A 17,646-nucleotide genomic window follows, 5' to 3' on the forward strand; every position below is an offset into this window, starting at 1 on the left:
CCGCCCAGGCCGCGGCTCCCGACGCGGACGCTCTGGGCGTGTCGCCTCGCGACGCCTACATCATGGGCCGGAGCAACCTCTGGTTCCTGCAGGCGGCCCGCGCCGCCCTGGCCGAGGCAGGGCTCCCGGCAGTCTGCACCGACGGGCCGGCGGTGGGCTGCTTCGCCGCCCTGGGCATGATCGATCCGGTCCCCGACGATCTGCGGGCCGCCGCGGTCCGGTCCCGCGGCCCCGACGGCGCCTTTGATCATGACCGCTTCTACGCCGACGCCTATCGCGAGATCTATCCGCTGTGGCCCCTGGCCATCCTGAACAACGTGGGCTTCTGTATGGCCGCCGCCGGCTTGGGCATCCGCGGCGAGAACGCGGTGTTCGCCGGCGGCGCCGACGCCGGAGCCGCCGCGCTCATCGAGGCCGCCGACGTCGTCGGCGCCGGCCGCGTCGACGTAGCGCTGGCCGGCGGAGCGGCCGAGGCGATCACGCCGCTGGGCCTGGCACGGTGGCATCGCCAGGCCGCACTCATCCCCGGCGACGGGCCGGAACCGGCCTGCCGGCCGTTCCATCCCGCCTCCGGCGGCGTTGTCCCCGGCGAGGGAGCGGCGGTGCTGGTGCTGGAGCGGGAGGCATCCGCCCGGACGCGTGGGGTGCCGATCCTGGCCGCCGTGGCCGGCTGGGGCTGCGCCGGCGGCGAGTCCGCCGTGGCTCGCGCCGCGGAAAGGGCGCTGACAACCGGTGCGGGCGGTCCCCGGGCGGTCGATGTGTGGATCCCCCACGGCGAGGGCGCGCCCGCGCGCGATGCCGACGAGACGGCTGCCTACCGCCGGCTTTGGCCCCGGCCGGCGGCCGCGCCGCCCGTCGCCGCTTTCAAGGGCCGCCTGGGCCATCTCGGTCCCGCCGCCCTGATGGCGGATGCAGCGTTGACCGTCGAGATCTTCCGCACCGGCCGCATGCCCGCCGCCTGGCCGGACGGCGCGGGCGCCGATCCCATGCTCCCCCTGGCCGCTACCGGGCCGGGTGCGGCGCCGCGCACCGTGCTCCTCAGCGTCCGGGGCTGGACCGACGCGGCCGCGGCCGTGGTGCTGACCGCCGGGGCGGCGCCATGAGATTTCTCTTCTACGACCGAGTGACCCGGATCGAGAAGGGCGTACGCATCGAGGGCGTCAAGTCGTTCGCCTTGTCCGAGGAGTACCTCCGCGGCCACTATCCCCGCCGGGCGGTCGTCCCCGCCGGCATCTGCATCGAGGCCATGGCCCAGCTGCTGGGCTGGGGCGTCATGCACGCCCACGATTTCCGCCTCGCGGCGATCATGTCCCTGGTGGAGGGCTTCATCCTGACCGAGCCGCTGCTCCGGCCGGGCGCATTGGGCGCAATCACCGGCGAGATCATCACCACCACCCGGCGCGACTCGCTGTGCCGCGCCTGGATCGACGTGGACGGCCGCCGCATCGCGACGCTGGACCGGATCATCTTTACTCACTTCCGGCCGGTGGACACCAAGGCCCTCCGCCGCATGTTCGGCTACTACAGCGGCTGGCGCCCGGAGCAGATGGGACCGGCGGAGGAGGGCTCATGAGCGTTCCACCCCGCGTCGTCGTCACCGGACTCGGCATGGCCACCGCCCTGGGCCTCTCCGTCGCCGAAAACTGGGACAAGGCCCGGCGGGGCGAGACGGGCATCCGCCGCCTTGCCGACCCCGTCGACGCACGATCTCCCCTCCAGGCGGCCGGCGCCGTGACGACCGCCGACCGGGCACGGATCGCGCGGGCATTCCCCGAAGCGGCCGCCGCCGAGGAGCGACGCACCCAGTTCGCGCTCTGGGCCGCGGCCGCCGCGCTCCACGACGCCGGCCTGCCCGTCGGCCACGCCCGCTGCGGCGTCGCTCTGGGGGCGGGGCTAGGCGTGATCCGGATGGAGGACATCACCCGCTGGCTCGATCCAGCCGGCGCGTTCGACACGGCCCGCTTCGGCGCCGAGCTGGACCAACTGCATCCCGAATCCTCGGGCCGCCACGGCCACGACCGTGCCACCGCGTGCGTGGCTGCCCGCTTCGGCCTCGGCGGCGGCTGCGTCACCGTCACCACGGCCTGCGCCTCGGCGGCGCAGGCCATCGGCTCGGCCTGGCGGGCGATCCGGCGCGGCGACGCCCCTGTCATGCTGGCCGGCGGGGCGGATTCCATGATTCACCCGCTGGGTCTGGTGAACTTTGTGCTGCTCGGCGCCGCCGCCACCGGCGGCGACGATCCGGCCACCCTGTGCCGCCCGTTCGACCGGCGGCGCGGCGGCCTGGTCATGGGCGAGGGCGCCGGCGTGGTGGTGCTGGAGGACGAGCGGTCCGCCCGCGACCGGGGCGCCCGCATCTACGCCGAGCTCGCCGGCTACGCCTCTTCCATGGACGCCTATCGGGCCACCGCGCCCGATCCGGAGGGACGCGGCGCGGCCGCCGCGATGCGCGGCGCACTGGCCGCCGCCGGCCTCGCCCCCGACGCCGTCGACTACATCAACGCCCACGGCACGGGCACCAAGCTCAACGACGTCGCTGAGACCATCGCCATCAAGTCCGTGTTTGGTCCGCACGCCGCGCAGCTGGCCGTCAGCTCCAGCAAACCGCTGTTCGGACATCTGCTGGCGGCGTGCGGCGGGCCGGAGTTCATTCTGACCGTGCTCAGCGTGGCCGAGGACACCGTCCATCCCACCCTGAACCTGACCCGGCCCGACCCAAAGTGCGACCTGGACTACGTCCCCGGCGCGGCCCGACACCTGAGCGTGCGGGCGGCGTTGTCCAACAGCTTCGGTTTCGGCGGCCAGAACGCCTGCCTGGCGGTGCGCAAAGCGCCGCCGACGGAAGGAGGGGCTTGATGCGAATCGATCTGAGCGGCCGGACGGCACTGGTCACCGGCGCCTCGCGGGGCATCGGCCGGGCCATCGCCCGGGCGCTGGCCGAGGCCGGCGCCGATGTCCTGATCAACTACGCGCGCTCCGCCACCGCGGCCCAGGAGCTCGCGGCGGAGATCGCCTCGCTGGGCCGGCGCGCCGAGGCGGTCGCCGCCGACGTGGCCGACCCGGCGGCGGTGGAGGCCATGTTCGAGCGACTGGCCGCGACCTGGGGCTCGCTGGACATTTTGGTGAACAACGCCGGCGTTATCCGCGACAACTTGGTGGGCGGTATGGACGTGGCCGACTGGGACCGCGTCCAGTCGGTGAATCTGCGGGGGGCGTTCCTCTGCACCCGCGCCGCCGCAGCCCTGATGGTGCCGCGCCACGCCGGCAAGATCGTCAACGTCGCGTCGGTGAGCGCGCTGCGCGGCGGACGCGGCCAGACCAACTATGCTGCCGCCAAGGGCGGCCTGCTGGCCTTCACCCGGGCCTGCGCCGTGGAGCTCGCCCCCAAGGGGATCCAGGTCAACGCCGTGGTGCCCGGGTTGATCGCCACCGACATGAGCGCCCGCGTGCGCCAGCGCGCCGGCGAGCGGCTGCTGCAGTCCATCCCCGCCGGCCGGTTCGGCGAGCCGGCCGACGTGGCCCCGGCGGTGGTCTTCCTGGCCTCGCCGGCGGCTGACTACATTTCCGGCCAGGCGCTGGGGGTCGACGGCGGCATGACCGTCGCCTGATCGCATCGAAGGAGAACGGCATGCGTTTTTATCTCGTGGACCAGATCCTGGAGATCAAACCCGGCGCCGCCATCATCGGCGTCAAGAACGTCGCCATGAGCGAGGATGTGATGGAGTTCCACTTCCCGGGCAATCCGGTCATGCCGGGCGTTCTGCTCGTGGAGGCGCTCGCCCAGCTCGCCGGCTGGCTCGAGGCGTCCGAATCGGATTTCATCCGCTGGTTCGTACCCGACACCGTCCGGCGCGCCGCGTTCTACGGCTTCGCCCGGCCCGGCGACCAGGTCCGGCTGGAGGTCACGGCGCTGCCCCATCCCGCCGACGGCCGCCGCGCCTACTCCGGCGTCGGCACCGTGGGCGGGCGCAAGGTGGCGGCGGCCGAGTTCGAGGGCCCCAGCCTGCCGCTGATGGAGCTGGACGATCCCGAGGCCCAGCGGCGGCTGTTCCGCCGTCTGACCCGCGCGGAGGAGTGGTGAGATGAGCGGCGGGACCGGTTCGGACGCGGTGGTCATCACCGGCCTGGGGCTGGTGAGCCCCTTGGGCGTGGGCGCGGCGGCCAACTGGGCGGCGGTGGCCGCCGGGCGCACCGGAATCGGGCCGGTGGAAGAAACGTCCGGCACCGCCTGGCTGGGCCGGGTGGAGGGCGTCACGCTGCCGGCGGACCTCCCGCCGAAACTGGTCAGCCAGTCGAAGTTCCTCAACCGCAGCGGCGTGTTCGGCGTTGTGGCCGCCGGCGAGGCGGTGGGCCAGTCAGGCGGTCTGGACGACGTCCCTGCCGCGCGGCGGTCTCTGTACGTGGGCACCGGCGACATGCAGCCGGTGGGCTACGAGTTTCTCTACCCGGCCACCCGCTCGGCCACCGGCGGCACATTCCGCAACGCGGAACCGGCGCGCCTCAACCAAGCCGCCATGGAACAGGTGAATCCGTTCTTCCTGCTGGATTCCCTGTCCAACAACCCGTTCAGCTTTTTAAGCGCCCTGTTCGGCTGCATGGGCAGCGGTACCTGTCTGGCCGCCCAATCGCCGGCGGGCAACCACGCCCTGGAGCTGGCCTACCGCTCGGTGCGCACCGGGCGGGCCGATGTCGCCGTGGCGGTGGGTGTCGGCAGCTGGATCAACGCGGTGGTCCGGCACGAGCTGGACGGCCTCGGCCTGCTGTCGCGCGGCCGCCGGGGTGCGGCGTCGTTCCGCCCGTTCGACCGCCGGCGCGACGGCTTCCTCACCGGCGAGGGCGCCGCGGCGCTGGTGCTGGAGTCCGCCGACCGGGCCGCCCGCCGGGGCGCCCGCGTCCTGGCCGTGGTAGAGGGCGTCGGCAACGCCACCGAGGCGGCGCCGGGCCTGCCGGTGCGCGACGGCGTCACCCGCCGCGCCATGTCCGCTGCCCTGGCCGACGCGGGCTGTGCGCCGGCGGACCTCGGTTTCATCTACCCCCACGGCAGCGGCACCGTCAAGGGCGACCGCGCCGAGCTGCGGGCGATCCGCGATCTGCTGAGCGGCGCGGCGGGGAGTGTGCCCGTTGCCGGACTCAAGCCGCACACCGGCCACATGGGCGCCGCCAGCGACCTGACGGAAGCGGTGCTGGGCGTCCTGGCCTTGGACGCCGGCTCCGTGCCGGCCACGCCGCACTTCGAGTCGAGCGAGCCCGAGTTCGACATCTTGCGGATCGCCGCGACACCGCAGCCGCTGGGCGTCCCCCGCTTCCTCACCGCCAGCTACGGCATCGGCGGCCAGGCGGCGGCGGCGGTGATCGCGCTTCCCGGGAGTCCGCGCCGTGGCTGAGCCTCGCCCCGGCGCCGCCCCGCCTCCCCTCCTCCGGCGCGTTCGCTGGCGCCTGGAGTTCGCGGGGGTCTGGACGGGGATCCAACTGGCTCGCTTCCTCCCCACCGGCGTACACCAGACCGTCATTAATCCCATCGCCTGGACCGCCTGGCACCTGATGGCACAGCGCCGCGAAATCGCTCTGGACAATCTGCGCCACGCGCTGGGCGCCGAGATGTCCGACGCGCAGCTCACGGCCGTCGCCCGGCGCAGTTTCCGGCTGCTGGCCAACACGCTGCCCGAGGTGGTCAAGCTGCGTGACGCCCTGATGGGTCCCGGGGCGCGAGACCACCTCTACCGCCACGCGCCCCACCTCGTCGCCGTCTTTGAGAAGGCGCGCGCGCTGCACGAATCCTGCCACGGCTGCATCTTCGTCACGCCCCACCTCGGCAACTGGGAGCTGTTGCCGTACATCAGCGCGGCGCTGGACATCCCCATGGCCGTGGTGGTGCGTCCTCTGGACAACCCCCACATCGAGCGACTGCTCTACCAGAGCCGTCGCGACACCGGCCAGATGTTCTTGCCCAAGCGCAATTCCATGCTGCCGCTGCAGCACCTGCTCCGGCAGGGACGCTCGCTGGGCCTGCTGCCCGACCAGAGCACCATCAAGGGAGTCCCCGCGCCCTTCTTCGGCCGGCCGGCCCTGACCACGCCGGTGCCGGCGCTGTTGGCGATGCGCAACGAGCGGCCCATCGTCGTGGCCGCATGCTGCTGGCGGGACGACGGCCGATTCGTCGGCTACGTCAGCGACCCGATCCACCCGGCGCCGGACGCGGGCGAGAAGGCCGAGGTGCTGCGCCTCACCACAGCGATGAACCGCGAGATGGAAGCGCTGATCCGGCGCCATCCGGAGCAGTACTTCTGGATGCACCGACGGTGGAAGACGTACGATTGAACGCACGACCGCTGATTGTTGATAATCGATAGTTGATAATTGAGGGTACGTGCTTGTAATTCGTCATCGTCATCGTAATCGTGCTCGTAATCGTCATCGAGGCTCAAGGTGAATGGGTGAATGGGTGAATGGGTGAATGGGTGAATGGGTGAATGGGTGAAATGGGTAAATAGATAAATGGGTGAATGGGGGAACGAGGGAATTGGTGAGGGTCGCAAGCTTTCAACTGTAAGGGATACACGGAAAAGATCGCCGGTTCGCTGATTCACCGGCTCGCCTTCCTATCTATCTCCCGGCACCGCGCAGAAGTCCTCCAACCCAAGCCCCTCGGCCTGCAGGATCGCTTCGGCCGCAGCGGCGTCCTCGCGGCGGATGGCGAAGCGCCGGCTCCGCGTGAGGCCAAACATCGCGGCATCGAGCTCGTTGGCATGGACGACGCGCAGCCCCCGGTCCTCCAGCAGCGCCTGCAGGAGCCGGGTCTCCGACTCCGTGGCGCCCCGCAGGACGAGATAATCCTCGGACCATTTGTTCCACATGAGGCGGACTCCTCTTCCGGTGAGCACGCGGCGCATTGGCGGCCGGTCTGTGTCCAACGGTGATCCTGCCAGAATGCGAACGCCGGATTGACCGCGCGCGGGGCGGTCCGCCGCGTCAGTTGGCGTCGCCCTCGGGCAGCAGGAGGTCGGGTCCCGTCCCCTCGCCCTCGTCCGGCTGGTAGGTGGTGAGCACCGCCCGTTTGTTGACCTCGCCGAGCAGCGCCTCGAGGAACACCTCGAACCGGTGGAGCACGTCGACGAGCTCCGACCGGCCGGTGGCGATGATGATCTCCTCCATGAACTTTTCGAAGTCGTCCCAGTCGCGGTACATCAGGTACTTCAGCGACAGGTCGCGAAACAGGGCCAGGCGTTCGATGAGCCGGGTGATCTCCTCCTGGTCCACGCGCTTCTGGTAGTCGTGGATGAACTGGACGAGGCCGCGCAGGTCGTCGGGCAGTTTGAGCGATTCCTTGAGCCGGGTGGACAGGTTCTGGAAGATCTCGGAGCCGTCGAACTGGGCGTCGAACACCTGGGCGATCTGGACGATGGCGTTCTGCAGGCAGTCGCGGATCAGCCCGTGGCTGTTCTCCACCTTGACGAAGATCATCTGGGCCTGGCGCATGTACACGAGGCCCACCAGCTCGTGGTTGAACACCTTCTTGAGCTCCATCTTGAGGGCGTAGAGAATGGCGTCGATGCTGTCCACAAGCTGCCGCGGCAGGGCGGGGTTGGCGATGATTTTGTTTTCCATGAACTCCATGAGCAGATGGAGGTCAGAGCGGATGAGGACGAAGATCATCAGGGTGTTCTTCAGCGGCCGGTCCAGCTTCAGGGCCACCTCGACGAACTTCAGGTAGTTGACGATCCGGAACAGCTCCAGGAAAACCTTGGCCACGTGCTGGCGGAGCTGGTCGTCGGTGATGTTCTTGACGATGGCGGCCAGGCGCTTGTTGTGGATCTTGTCGTAGTGGGGCTTGAACTTGTACGTGATGAGCAGATCGATGTACTTGCAGCGCTTGATCTCACGGTTGAGGATCTTGCCGATGGCGGTGAAGGTCTGGTAGGAGATGTGGCTGCTCTTGGTGATGTCGATGAGCAGGGTGCGGATGTCGGACAGCGAGTCGAGCAGCAGGGTCATGCTGTCCTCGGGCGACGGCTGCTCGATGAGCTTCTCAAGGAAGGCGTCGAGGATGAAGTCCTTGCGCAACTCGTTCTCGATGTACCGCTCGAATTGGATCAGGTGCTGCCGCTCGCGGGTGAGGATCTCGGTGCAGATGTGGCTCATCCGGACCGAGACGCTGTGGACGATCTTGAGCTCCTCGGAAAAATCCTTGCTCAGGATCTCCTGCTGCTCGTACTCGGAGAGCGGATGGTTGCCGATGCGGAAGAACCGCTCGAAGGAGTTGATCCACATCTCGAGCTCGAACAGGTACTCGGCCTTCTTGTCCTTGCTCAGCTCGTCGAGCCACTCCTTGAGCGAGTGTGTCAGCGGCGAGCGCGTTTTCTCGCCCAGACTCGGGGCCAGTTCCACGTAGTCCAGGAGCGGTTTGAGATATTCCCGTTTGGCCATGACGACCACCTTGCGACTGGTGTGAACGCGCTCTGTTTATATCACAAATGCGACGGTTCCTCAATGAACCCGCGCGGGCCGGCCCGGCGGGGCGGGCACGCGCTCTGTGCGGCTGGCCAGGCGGCCGGAGTCGAGATGGAGCGTGTGCAGCTTGTAGCGCAGGCAGCCGGCGGCGTCAGGCTCGGTGGACGCCGGCGCGCCGATGATCCGCACGCCGCCCACCGTCCGGTCGAGGCTGTCGTGGGTATGGCCGTGCAGGATCGCCTTGACCCGGAACACCGCCGCCAGCAGCCGCAGGCAGCGCCGGTCGAACGGGTCGAGCTGCAGCGACCGGCGCTCCCAGAACGCCAGCGGCCGCTCCCCGCGCCGTCGACTGGTCGCCGGACGGGGGATGTTGGGCGAGTGGTGGATCAGGATCAGCTTGAGAGGCGCATCCTGGAACAACAGCAGGCAGCGGCCCAGCTCCGCGAGCTGGCGGCGGCCGATGCGGCCCACGGCGTTGTCCAGGCCGGTGGAGTTGCCGGCGTTGGCCGCGTCAACGGCGAAAAGCGTCAGTGCTCCGCCGATGCTTCGCACCCACGGGAAGGCCCATTCGTGACCGCCCAGCGCCAGACCCGCCCGGGCGCGGGCCCGGTCCTCGACGCGGGGCCGGTGACGGCGCGACCCCAGGCAGCAGACATCGTGGTTGCCCGGCAGCACGGCCATCCGATCCCGCAGGCCCGCGGCCGCAACCAGAGTCCAGAAGCGCTCCCATTCTGCCAGGTCGCCGTGGTCGGTCACGTCGCCAGTGACCACCACCAGGTCGCTGGCGCGGAGCGGCGGGTCCGCCAGCAGGCGCTCGAAGTGGCCGTTCATCCCGCGCAATCGGCCGAATAGCCGGGCTTCGGAACGCGGCGTGCGGTCGTCGACCGCCAGGTGCAGGTCCGACAAGTGGGCGATGGTGATGCGCCGGTCCACGAAACCCTCCCCCAGGCTTCATTGTCACCATGACAGCCGGAATCAATTGCCAAATAATACCAAATTTTGTGATTTATCTCACACTCTTAGTGTCAGAGATGTTTAAAATGTGTCCGCGGTATTGCACCCACACAGGCAGGCGGCATGAACGCGACAGACATGAGCCGGTTCGACGACCGGGAGGTGGCGCTCCCCCGGCCGCACTCCGTCCGCCTCTCGGCGGCCCAGCGGACCGCAAGCACCCTCAACGCCATTCATTTCCGGGAATTCACCCGCCATCTGCATCCCGATTCGGTGCTGGTGTTGCCCCCCCGCGACCTGCCCGGGATGGCGTACGTCCTGCGGCGCTGGCCGGCGGCGGCGGTCACCGAATGGGCGACCTCGCCGGAAGCGCCGCTCCCCGCCTGGATCGCGGAGTCACGTGAGCGCATTCTCGCCAGCCGGCGCTATGACCTCATCGCCTGTCCGGACGGACGCCACCTCCTGGCCGGCCTGGGGGACCGTCTCCACGCCATGGCCCGGCATCTGAACCCGTGCGGGTATCTCTACCTGCACCTGCCGCTCTCGGCCAATTCACCGACCTCCCCCGCTGCGCCGCCCCGCAGCGCCGATCCGACGCCCCTGCTCGAAGTGGTCGGCCGGTCCGGTCTGGATCTGGTCCGCTGGCACTGGACGTTCCGGCGCAACCGCGGCGAGCTGGCCGTGAAGGTGCTGGACCAGTTCGGCGCCCGCCGGCCCATTCAGGCCCTGGCCCGGCTGGCCCTATGGCCCGCCAGCCGTGTGCTGGTTCACCTCGACTCCATGGGTGAGGCCGCCGACGGCGCCGGCCTGGCCATCCTGCTGCAGCGGTCCGTCTGAACCCTTGTCCGGGGGTATCCAACCCCGCGGTCAATCCTTGGTCACGGTCGTTTTGGTCGTGGTGTCTCGCGTCGTCCCGGAGAAGGACGACGGCCGCCCCGTGGCCCGCGCCAGCACGCAGTTCTCCGCCAGCTTGCCCCAGCGGGATTTGGCGGGATCGTACGTCTCGACTGTGGCGGTGAAACGGTCCGCGGCGCGATCGTACCGGCCATTGAGTTGCAGCAGGGTCATATGCTTATCCATTTCGAGCGCGGTGCGTGACGTCCGGGTGAGTGTCAGCGGCCCGGCGGAGAGCCGGCCGTCCGCGGTGAGGGTGTAGCGCCCTTCGTAACCCAGAGGTACGCTGGACGTTTTGCCGCCGGAGACGACCGTCGCCAGGTACTTGGCCCGGACGCTGCCGTCCCGGTAGAAGGCCACCTGGATGTCGCCGCCACCTGTGGCTATCGCCGCCTGGCTGGATCCGCTGCTGCCCCGGGAGGCGCCCGCCGTCCCGGAGGCCTTCGCGATCGCCGCCGGACGCGGTAGCGACGCGGCGTAAAATCCGCTCAGTTCCCGTCCCGCCGGCAGGAACCACGCATCCTTGATGTCGGTGGGCGCCGAAGCAGTGCCGCGGGATTTCGTCGGTTCGCCCGCGGACGCAGCGCCGCGGGAACCTGCCGGCTGGGGCGACGGGGTAACCGGCTCCGGCTTGACGGTCCGGGTCTTGGGCATCCCCGGCTGCATCGCGGCCGCATGCGCCGCCACGGCCTGCTCCCCCCCCGACGGTGGAATCATCACGTTGGGCGGCTGGGCGTCCGGACCCGCCTTGAGCGAACCGGCCACCCCCCTGCAGATGGCCGCTCCGCGCTCAGACAGGTAGTGGGCGGCGGGCCCCGAGTAAGACAGCCAGATCCCTTTGTCCGCCTCCGTGATCATCGACGCCTGGCCCTGGAAGGCCACGCCTTGGCGGCTGAACGTCATGTTCATGGACACCGTCCGGCTGTCCCGGCTCACCGCGTCGGTGGTCTTGAGGTCGCGAATCTCCTGCCGGAGCTGATCCACCACGTCCTGAGCCAGGGCGGCGGGGCTCTTCTTCGCTGTGTTGGGCACAGAGATCATGAGCACTTCCTCGCCGCTGGCCTCCGAGACCGCCTGGATCGTGGATCCCCTGGCCTGGGCCGCCCACCCGGCCGGGTAGAAGAACGATAGCGACTTGTCGGGCGCGGTATACTTGATCCACTGCGGTTTGAGGCCGCGCCCGCCGCCGGGTTCGACGTTGAGCTCATGGGCGGGGTGGACTGTGGCCTGGCCGGACTTGGACGTGGTTTGCGCGGCGGTCCAATCCGCCCCGCCCAGCAGGCCCGCCGCCAGCAGCAGGCCGGCAGCCGGCAGGGACAGTCGGCGACTTCGCATCATGGCATGTCTCCTCGTAATGATCATTATGTGTATGATGCACTCGCTGAAGAAAAAGTAACAGGCTTTATCGAGGGATTTCCATTCGGGGATCGGACGCATGACATCGGATATCGGGCATCGGATATCGGACATCGGAATTCGGACATCAAATTTCGTGCTCGTAATCGTAATTGCAATCGTAATCGTGCTCGCAATCGAGCTGTTCGAAGGTTCAACGGTGATCGTGCGGGTACCATGATCCGGGTTCTCTGATCCAGACCCCAGAACCCAGGTCCGATATTCGAAGTCCGATATCCGAAATCAGTAAATCGGGAACGAGCCTCTAGCCTCTAGCCTCGAGTCTCGAGCCTCGATGACGATGACGAATTACGATTACGAGTACGATTACGAATCCGGCCAGTTCACCGATTCACCCATTCACCGATTCACCGGCTAATCCTTTCCAATGGTCGGGACCGCTCATTTTCGCCTGGCCGCGATGCCATATTTTTCCATCTTGTAACGCAGGTTGCGTTCGGTCATGCCCAGCGCCTCGGCCGCCCGGATCTGGACATGGCCGGCTGCCTCAAGCGCCTCGCTGATCCGGTGCCGTTCCAGCGCCGCCACCGCCTGCGGCAGCGGCAGATGGAACAGCTCGTCGGTCAGTGACGCGCCGCCCGCGCCGGTCAGCTCCGGAAAGTCTTCCGGCTGCAGCCGGCTGGTCCGCGCCAGCACCACCGCCCGTTCCACCATGTTCTCCAGCTCGCGGACATTACCGGGAAAATCATGGCGCATGAGCAGGTGCATCGCCTCCGGCGAAACGCCGTCGACCGGCCGGGCGTTGGCGGCGGCGAACGTGTGGATGAAATGGTCGATGAGGCCGGGGATGTCCTCCTTGCGACGCCGCAGCGGCGGAATCTCCAGGCGGATCACATTCAGCCGGTAAAACAGATCGCTGCGGAACTCCCCTCGCCGAGCCAACTCCGGCAGGTCCCGGTTGGTGGCGGCGATGAGGCGGAAGTCCACGGGGATGTTTTCATTGCTCCCCAACCGTTGGATGGTCTTTTCCTGCAGCACCCGCAACAGCTTGACCTGGAGCGAGGCGGGGATCTCGCCGATCTCATCCAGGAACAGGGTGCCGCCGGCGGCCTCCTCGAACCGGCCCAGCCGCCGGCGATCCGCGCCGGTGAACGCGCCCTTCTCGTGGCCGAACAGCTCGCTTTCCAATATGTGATCGTTCAGCGCCGAGCAGTTGACGGCGACGAACTTGCCGTCCGCCCGCGGCGAGGCGAAGTGAATCGCCCGGGCCAGCAGCTCCTTGCCGGTGCCGCTCTCGGCGATGATGAGGACGGTGGCGGTGGACTGGGCCGCCCGCAGCGCCACGTTGACAACCTCCTCCATCGCCCGGCTCTTGAAAATGATATTGGCGAACTCCTGCCGCCGCTCCAGGTTCTCCCGGAGGGCCTTGTTTTCTTCCAGAATTGTTTTCTGCTGCACGATCTTTCGGACCTTGACTTCCAGCTCATCCAGGTCCAGCGGCTTGGCCAGATAGTCGGCCGCGCCCTGCTTCATGAAATCCACCGCCCGCTTCACCGAACCGAACGCCGTGAAAAGGATGAACTGGACGAGCGGATTGGTGCGGCGGACATGCTCCAGAATGTCGGCGCCGGTGCCGTCGCCCAGCGTGTAGTCGGACAGCACCAGGTCGACCCGTTCCCGCTCGAGGACCCGAAAGGCCTCGGCCCGACCTGCAGCCGCGTGCACCGTATAGCCCAGGTCGCGCAGAAAGTTCGCCAGCAGCTCGCGCTGGTTTTTCTCGTCGTCCACCACCAGAATCGTCGCCCCGCTCATGTCAGGTCATCCTCCCCGATCAGGATCTTCACGACGCCGCCGCCGGCCGGGTCGTTGACCAGTTCCAGCCGCCAGCCGTGAGCGCGCGCCACTTCGGCGCTGATGCTGAGTCCGAGCCCGGTGCCGCCCGGGCGGGTGGTGAAGAACGGCTCCAACCCGCGCTGCAGCGCCTCCGGACTGAATCCCGGGCCGGTGTCGCGGACGGTCAGGCTGGCGCCTGCCGACGCGCGATCCGCCGTCACGCGCACCATCCCCGGCCCGGCTAGCGCCTCAAGGCTGTTCTTGACCAGGTTGACCAGCACGCGGAACAGGCTTTCCGCGTCGGCGCGCACCGTCAATCCGTCGGCAGCCGGCGTCTGCGCGACCTCCAGCACCGCCCCCTGCGCCGCCGCGCCGGCGGCGAACAGCTCCCGGAGCCGGTCCAGCAGCTCCACCACGGCGACCGGACGGCGCGCCCCGGCCGGCGGCCGGGCGAAGACGAGAAACTCTTCGATGAGCGTATCGAGCCGCTGGATTTCCTCTCGGATCACGGCCAACGTGTCCTGGCTGCGGGTGTCGGCGGTCTCCCGCAGCCGGCGCTGCAACGTTTGCACCGACATCGACAGCGCGTTGAGCGGGTTGCGGATCTCATGAGTCACCGCCGCCAGCGTCCGGCCCACCGCGGCCAGCCGGCGGTCGCGTTCCAGCTGCTCCTCCAGCGCCCGCTGCGCCGTCACGTCACGCAGCAGGATCATCGACAGGCTGCCGACGGGCGCGCCCTCGATCCCCGGCAGATCCTGACGGTGCACCTGGTACAGCGCGTCCGCCCAGCGGAGGTGGCCGCCTCCGGTTGCGTCCGCCAGGGCGGCGGCGAGCTCCGGCGACAGCGGCTCCCCCTCGACCGCGGCGAACTGTTCCGCCGCTTTCCGGTTGCGGTGCACCACCTGGCCGGTCCCGTCGACGACCACGAGCGCCTCGGCCATATGCTCGGTGATGTGGCCCGACAGGGCCAGCGTCTGCAGGTAGCGTGAGTGCAGATAACGATAATTCTGCACCGTAGTCAGCAAGCCCACCAGCAGGCCGCTGACAAGCACGAAGGCGACCCCCGCCAGGATTTCACGACGCTGCAGCGCCTGGATCTGGCCGCGGTAGAAATCGAGGTTCATACCCAGCCGGAACACGGTGGGATAATCCGGACGCAGCGCCAGGAGCACCACGACCTCCAACACCTCTCGCCCATCGCGCGCCACGAACCGCGCCTGCCGGCGGCCCGACTCGAGCACCTGGCGGAGCCCCGGGTCCTCGTCGAACGATTCCACCGCGGTGACACCCGGCGAGACGCTCACCGGCCCCTCCTCGTCCTGGATGACGAGATAGGCGATGTCCGGGTTGGCGGCCATAGAGGCCACCGCCTGACCGAGGCCCGCCTGGCGGCGGTAGGCATCCAGTTTCGCTGCATCGATGTTGACCACCACGGCGCCGCCGCCAGGGCGGGCGACAGCCACGGCGAACCGCTTCCTCTCGCCGAACCGGCTGTCGCGAAAGCCCAGCACCAGTTCCGCCACCTGCCCTCCCAGCAGCGGGCCAAGCACATCCGGTCCCAGATCGCGGGGCGCGGTCGCGCCGTCGACCAGCGGGTGCGAGGCCATCACCAGGCGCCCTGTGCGATCCACCACGTGAATCCGGAACAGCCCTAGGGATTCGGCCAGAGCGCCCAACTTCGTCGCCTGCAGACGTCCGTCGGCTTCCAGATGGGCGACCAACCGCGCCGACGCAGTCAGGCGCTCCACAGTTTCGTCCTGAAGCAGCTCGTACGACTCCAGGCTGAACGCGGCGGTCCGGGCCAGCGACTCGGCCAGCGTGAAGGCGTTGGCCTCGAGCAGGCGGCGCAGCTCCAGCTCCGTGCCACGATAATCGTGATAAAGAAGCCAGCCGAAGCCGACAGTCAGCAGCGGGAACAGGAAGAACAGCAGGCGCGGGGCGGGAAAACGGCTGGCGGTGGCGAGATGCGGCGTCATGGAGCGGACTCTTCCGCCTTCCAGGTGAGCGTGGCCGGCAGCTTGTAATCGGGCAGTGGCGTCCAGCGGCCCAACCGGCTGGAGACGGGCGTCCCCTCCAGCGACCGGAGCGCCGCGCCTTCCTGGATCACGGCCCAGCGCACGAGTAGCCCTTCCGTCTCGGTCCAGGTATACAGAATGGTCAGGGTGCGGTCCGCGCCGGCGGCGAACTGCTGGGGCGCCGTCGGCTCTTTCCGGGCTTCGAGTTGTCGGCGGGTATCCTTGTCCAGGCCCGGGATGTCGCCGGGCGTGCAGACCATTTTCAGCGATGCGTCGTCTGGAAGCGCGAGCACACCGTTCAGGACGGCCGCATGGCCGCTGACGAACTTTTTGGCCTGCTTCTGCCGGTAGCGCTGCTGGAACCGGTCGTCAATGCCGTCTCCGTCTTGGTCGTAAACCGTCTGGGAGCCCCAGCCGCCGTAATGGGGACCCGGCCCGCGGCCCGATCCGCCGCCCGATCCGCCGCCGCCCCGCCGCTGGGGCATAACCGCGGCCGTCAGGAGGATCAGGCTCACCAGGAAGATCGCGCACCGTTTCATGGCCGTGCTCCAGAAGCATTATAGCAGAAGGAGCGGCGCGGTCCCGAACGAGACCGCGCCGGTTCAAGTGAATCAGGGACGGTTACTTCCGGTTGCCGCAGGAGCCGTCACGCAGCCGCTGCCGCTGTCCGCCGCCGCTGCCGTTGGCGCCCGCCCCGGCCCCTTGGCCGGAACGATTCCGCTTGAACTGGCGGTCGCATTGGCCCTGGCCTTGTCCCTGGCCCTTGCCTTTGCCGCCGCGGTTCATCTTGCCATTAGGCTGTCCGGCGGCATAGTGGTCACACACGCCGTCGCCGTCGGCATCCACGAACAGGCGTCCCGCCGGACCGCCTGCGGCCTTGTCGACGGCCGGGGCTCCCATCGTCCCGACGGCCGGCGCACTCGCACTCTGGGGGGCATCGGCGGCATAAATCATACCCACGGTAACCAAGCTCAGCAGAGCGATGAGAGTCACGATCTTCTTCATGTCAAACCTCCATATTTCACATCGAATGGTCAATTCTTCTTCCATAGCGGCAGACCGTCCTCGCCCCGCAGGACGATGGCGGTGCCCACCGTGTGATTCACGACCTGGAACGCGATCCAGCGCGCCGGATCGGCCAGGCAGTTTGCGGCCAGGACCGTGACGACGTCACCCGTCTGGACGTCGAAGCTGTTGGCGGCCAGATACCATGCCGGCCCCATGGCGATGGCACAAGTCACGCCGTCGGCATCGGTGAGGGTGAAGCCGCAGGCGCGGGCACCCAGCGAGAAGGACGTCGCGATCACGCTGCTGGCGATCTCCCGCAGCGAGGCCAGGTCGGGCAGCTGGCAGGCGCCGCCGTTGTCGGCGCCGCCCTGACGGCCTCGGCCCCGGCCTTCTGCCGGCCCGTTGCCCGAGCCGTCGCACTCGCCGCCGGGCGTGCCGGAACGATCGCCCCGGCGGCCGTGGTCACCGAATTGGTACCGACGGCCACCGGTCCAGAGCGGCCGACCATCCTCGCCGCGCAGGACCAATTCCGTGCCGTCGGTGAGGTTGCGGATCACCGCCGCATAATAGACTTTCACCGCCGGATCCGTCGACGCGAACGCGTCCACCGCCACGGCGTCGCCTTCGGTCAGTTCGAATGCTTCCGAGTCGAACAACCAGTAGGGGCCCGCCTGGATTGTCACCGGCTCACCGGTGACGGGCGTCAGCACGAAGCCGGGCTGACCGGCGCCGGGTTCCGCCAGGATGGCGGTGATGGTCCCCTCGAAGTGAAACAGCTGGCTGGGATCCAGGTGCTGGATGGTCCCGCCTCCCGAACCGCCGTTGCCGGAACCGCCGTTTCCGTTGCCCTGAGCGGCAAGAAAGGCACTCAGAGCAACCACCAGAATTGCGCCGAACATCACATGCATCCGTTTCATGGGTTACCTCCGTTCAGTTTCTTCGCACGCTCCAGATGGAGCACCGCGCATGCCAATCATCGGAATACCTCGCAACACATTCATATCTAGTTATTTACATTCATTTGATCACTCGCCGCCAACCGACGGAATCGTCCGCCCGGCCGCTACCCGACCAATTGCGGTTCTATTGGATATTCGTTTATCTAATTGAATTGATAAGCGTTAAAGATTCCGACCAA

17 protein-coding genes are annotated in these 17,646 nt (G+C 68.4%); 8 read left to right on the forward strand and 9 right to left on the reverse strand.

What is annotated here, in order from left to right:
- The 7 genes from GX414_10580 to GX414_10610 form a co-directional block, all read left to right on the forward strand.
- On the forward strand, positions 1–1,103 hold a 1,103-nt coding region (locus GX414_10580; protein ID NLI47538.1), incomplete at its 5' end, for a hypothetical protein.
- Positions 1,100–1,573 carry a hypothetical protein gene (locus GX414_10585; GenBank protein ID NLI47539.1) on the forward strand — a complete coding sequence of 158 codons (474 nt, stop codon included), beginning with the start codon at positions 1,100–1,102 and terminating at the stop codon, positions 1,571–1,573. The genes GX414_10580 and GX414_10585, both read left to right, overlap by 4 nt.
- Positions 1,570–2,856, forward strand: coding sequence for a beta-ketoacyl-[acyl-carrier-protein] synthase family protein (locus tag GX414_10590; protein NLI47540.1), 1,287 nt, complete (start codon positions 1,570–1,572; stop codon positions 2,854–2,856). The genes GX414_10585 and GX414_10590 overlap by 4 nt, the downstream gene beginning before the upstream one ends.
- Before the next feature lie 5 nt (positions 2,857–2,861).
- Positions 2,862–3,608, forward strand: a complete 747-nt coding sequence (locus GX414_10595) for a 3-oxoacyl-ACP reductase FabG (GenBank protein ID NLI47541.1) — start codon at positions 2,862–2,864, stop codon at positions 3,606–3,608.
- A 20-nt stretch (positions 3,609–3,628) separates the two neighbouring features.
- Complete coding sequence (locus GX414_10600) at positions 3,629–4,081, forward strand: beta-hydroxyacyl-ACP dehydratase (protein NLI47542.1); 453 nt, start codon at positions 3,629–3,631, stop codon at positions 4,079–4,081.
- Between the two features lies 1 nt (position 4,082).
- The gene (locus GX414_10605) at positions 4,083–5,384 is read left to right on the forward strand and encodes a hypothetical protein (protein NLI47543.1); all 1,302 of its coding nucleotides are present in this window, start codon (positions 4,083–4,085) and stop codon (positions 5,382–5,384) included.
- Positions 5,377–6,318, forward strand: coding sequence for a lysophospholipid acyltransferase family protein (locus GX414_10610; GenBank protein NLI47544.1), 942 nt, complete (start codon positions 5,377–5,379; stop codon positions 6,316–6,318). The genes GX414_10605 and GX414_10610 overlap by 8 nt, the downstream gene beginning before the upstream one ends.
- Before the next feature lie 281 nt (positions 6,319–6,599).
- On the opposite strand, the gene GX414_10615 is transcribed toward GX414_10610, so the two are convergent.
- The 3 genes from GX414_10615 to GX414_10625 all read right to left on the reverse strand — a co-directional run bounded on the left by GX414_10615 (position 6,600) and on the right by GX414_10625 (position 9,381).
- Positions 6,600–6,854, reverse strand: coding sequence for a hypothetical protein (locus tag GX414_10615; protein NLI47545.1), 255 nt, complete (start codon positions 6,852–6,854; stop codon positions 6,600–6,602).
- 115 nt (positions 6,855–6,969) lie between these two features.
- The gene (locus GX414_10620; GenBank protein ID NLI47546.1) at positions 6,970–8,424 is read right to left on the reverse strand and encodes a hypothetical protein; all 1,455 of its coding nucleotides are present in this window, start codon (positions 8,422–8,424) and stop codon (positions 6,970–6,972) included.
- A gap of 60 nt (positions 8,425–8,484) precedes the next feature.
- On the reverse strand, positions 8,485–9,381 hold the full coding sequence (locus GX414_10625; protein ID NLI47547.1) for a hypothetical protein: 897 nt from the start codon (positions 9,379–9,381) through the stop codon (positions 8,485–8,487).
- Between the two features lie 144 nt (positions 9,382–9,525).
- Between GX414_10625 and GX414_10630 the strand changes: the two genes are divergently transcribed.
- Positions 9,526–10,239, forward strand: a complete 714-nt coding sequence (locus tag GX414_10630) for a hypothetical protein (GenBank protein ID NLI47548.1) — start codon at positions 9,526–9,528, stop codon at positions 10,237–10,239.
- Between the two features lie 30 nt (positions 10,240–10,269).
- Here GX414_10630 and GX414_10635 read toward each other — a convergent pair whose 3' ends face one another.
- The 6 genes from GX414_10635 to GX414_10660 form a co-directional block, all read right to left on the reverse strand.
- The gene (locus GX414_10635; protein ID NLI47549.1) at positions 10,270–11,634 is read right to left on the reverse strand and encodes a hypothetical protein; all 1,365 of its coding nucleotides are present in this window, start codon (positions 11,632–11,634) and stop codon (positions 10,270–10,272) included.
- Between the two features lie 459 nt (positions 11,635–12,093).
- On the reverse strand, positions 12,094–13,464 hold the full coding sequence (locus GX414_10640) for a sigma-54-dependent Fis family transcriptional regulator (GenBank protein NLI47550.1): 1,371 nt from the start codon (positions 13,462–13,464) through the stop codon (positions 12,094–12,096).
- The gene (locus tag GX414_10645; GenBank protein ID NLI47551.1) at positions 13,461–15,461 is read right to left on the reverse strand and encodes a hypothetical protein; all 2,001 of its coding nucleotides are present in this window, start codon (positions 15,459–15,461) and stop codon (positions 13,461–13,463) included. The genes GX414_10640 and GX414_10645 overlap by 4 nt, the downstream gene beginning before the upstream one ends.
- Positions 15,458–16,039, reverse strand: coding sequence for a hypothetical protein (locus GX414_10650; protein NLI47552.1), 582 nt, complete (start codon positions 16,037–16,039; stop codon positions 15,458–15,460). Before GX414_10650 ends, GX414_10645 begins: the two co-directional genes overlap by 4 nt.
- Before the next feature lie 82 nt (positions 16,040–16,121).
- Positions 16,122–16,505, reverse strand: a complete 384-nt coding sequence (locus GX414_10655) for a hypothetical protein (GenBank protein ID NLI47553.1) — start codon at positions 16,503–16,505, stop codon at positions 16,122–16,124.
- A gap of 29 nt (positions 16,506–16,534) precedes the next feature.
- On the reverse strand, positions 16,535–17,425 hold the full coding sequence (locus GX414_10660) for a hypothetical protein (protein NLI47554.1): 891 nt from the start codon (positions 17,423–17,425) through the stop codon (positions 16,535–16,537).
- Positions 17,426–17,646: the final 221 nt, after the last annotated feature.

The sequence above is a fragment of the Acidobacteriota bacterium genome (genome assembly GCA_012517875.1).
GTDB lineage: Bacteria > Acidobacteriota > JAAYUB01 > JAAYUB01 > JAAYUB01 > JAAYUB01.

Excerpts from the sequence above, each read along its gene's own strand:
- GX414_10585 (NLI47539.1), top strand. The coding sequence starts at position 1,100 with ATGAGATTTCTCTTCTACGACCGAGTGACCCGGATCGAGAAGGGCGTA.
- GX414_10590 (NLI47540.1), top strand. The coding sequence starts at position 1,570 with ATGAGCGTTCCACCCCGCGTCGTCGTCACCGGACTCGGCATGGCCACC.
- GX414_10600 (NLI47542.1), top strand. The coding sequence starts at position 3,629 with ATGCGTTTTTATCTCGTGGACCAGATCCTGGAGATCAAACCCGGCGCC.
- GX414_10605 (NLI47543.1), top strand. The coding sequence starts at position 4,083 with ATGAGCGGCGGGACCGGTTCGGACGCGGTGGTCATCACCGGCCTGGGG.
- GX414_10615 (NLI47545.1), bottom strand. The coding sequence starts at position 6,854 with ATGTGGAACAAATGGTCCGAGGATTATCTCGTCCTGCGGGGCGCCACG.
- GX414_10620 (NLI47546.1), bottom strand. The coding sequence starts at position 8,424 with ATGGCCAAACGGGAATATCTCAAACCGCTCCTGGACTACGTGGAACTG.
- GX414_10630 (NLI47548.1), top strand. The coding sequence starts at position 9,526 with ATGAACGCGACAGACATGAGCCGGTTCGACGACCGGGAGGTGGCGCTC.
- GX414_10635 (NLI47549.1), bottom strand. The coding sequence starts at position 11,634 with ATGATGCGAAGTCGCCGACTGTCCCTGCCGGCTGCCGGCCTGCTGCTG.
- GX414_10640 (NLI47550.1), bottom strand. The coding sequence starts at position 13,464 with ATGAGCGGGGCGACGATTCTGGTGGTGGACGACGAGAAAAACCAGCGC.
- GX414_10645 (NLI47551.1), bottom strand. The coding sequence starts at position 15,461 with ATGACGCCGCATCTCGCCACCGCCAGCCGTTTTCCCGCCCCGCGCCTG.
- GX414_10650 (NLI47552.1), bottom strand. The coding sequence starts at position 16,039 with ATGAAACGGTGCGCGATCTTCCTGGTGAGCCTGATCCTCCTGACGGCC.
- GX414_10655 (NLI47553.1), bottom strand. The coding sequence starts at position 16,505 with ATGAAGAAGATCGTGACTCTCATCGCTCTGCTGAGCTTGGTTACCGTG.
- GX414_10660 (NLI47554.1), bottom strand. The coding sequence starts at position 17,425 with ATGAAACGGATGCATGTGATGTTCGGCGCAATTCTGGTGGTTGCTCTG.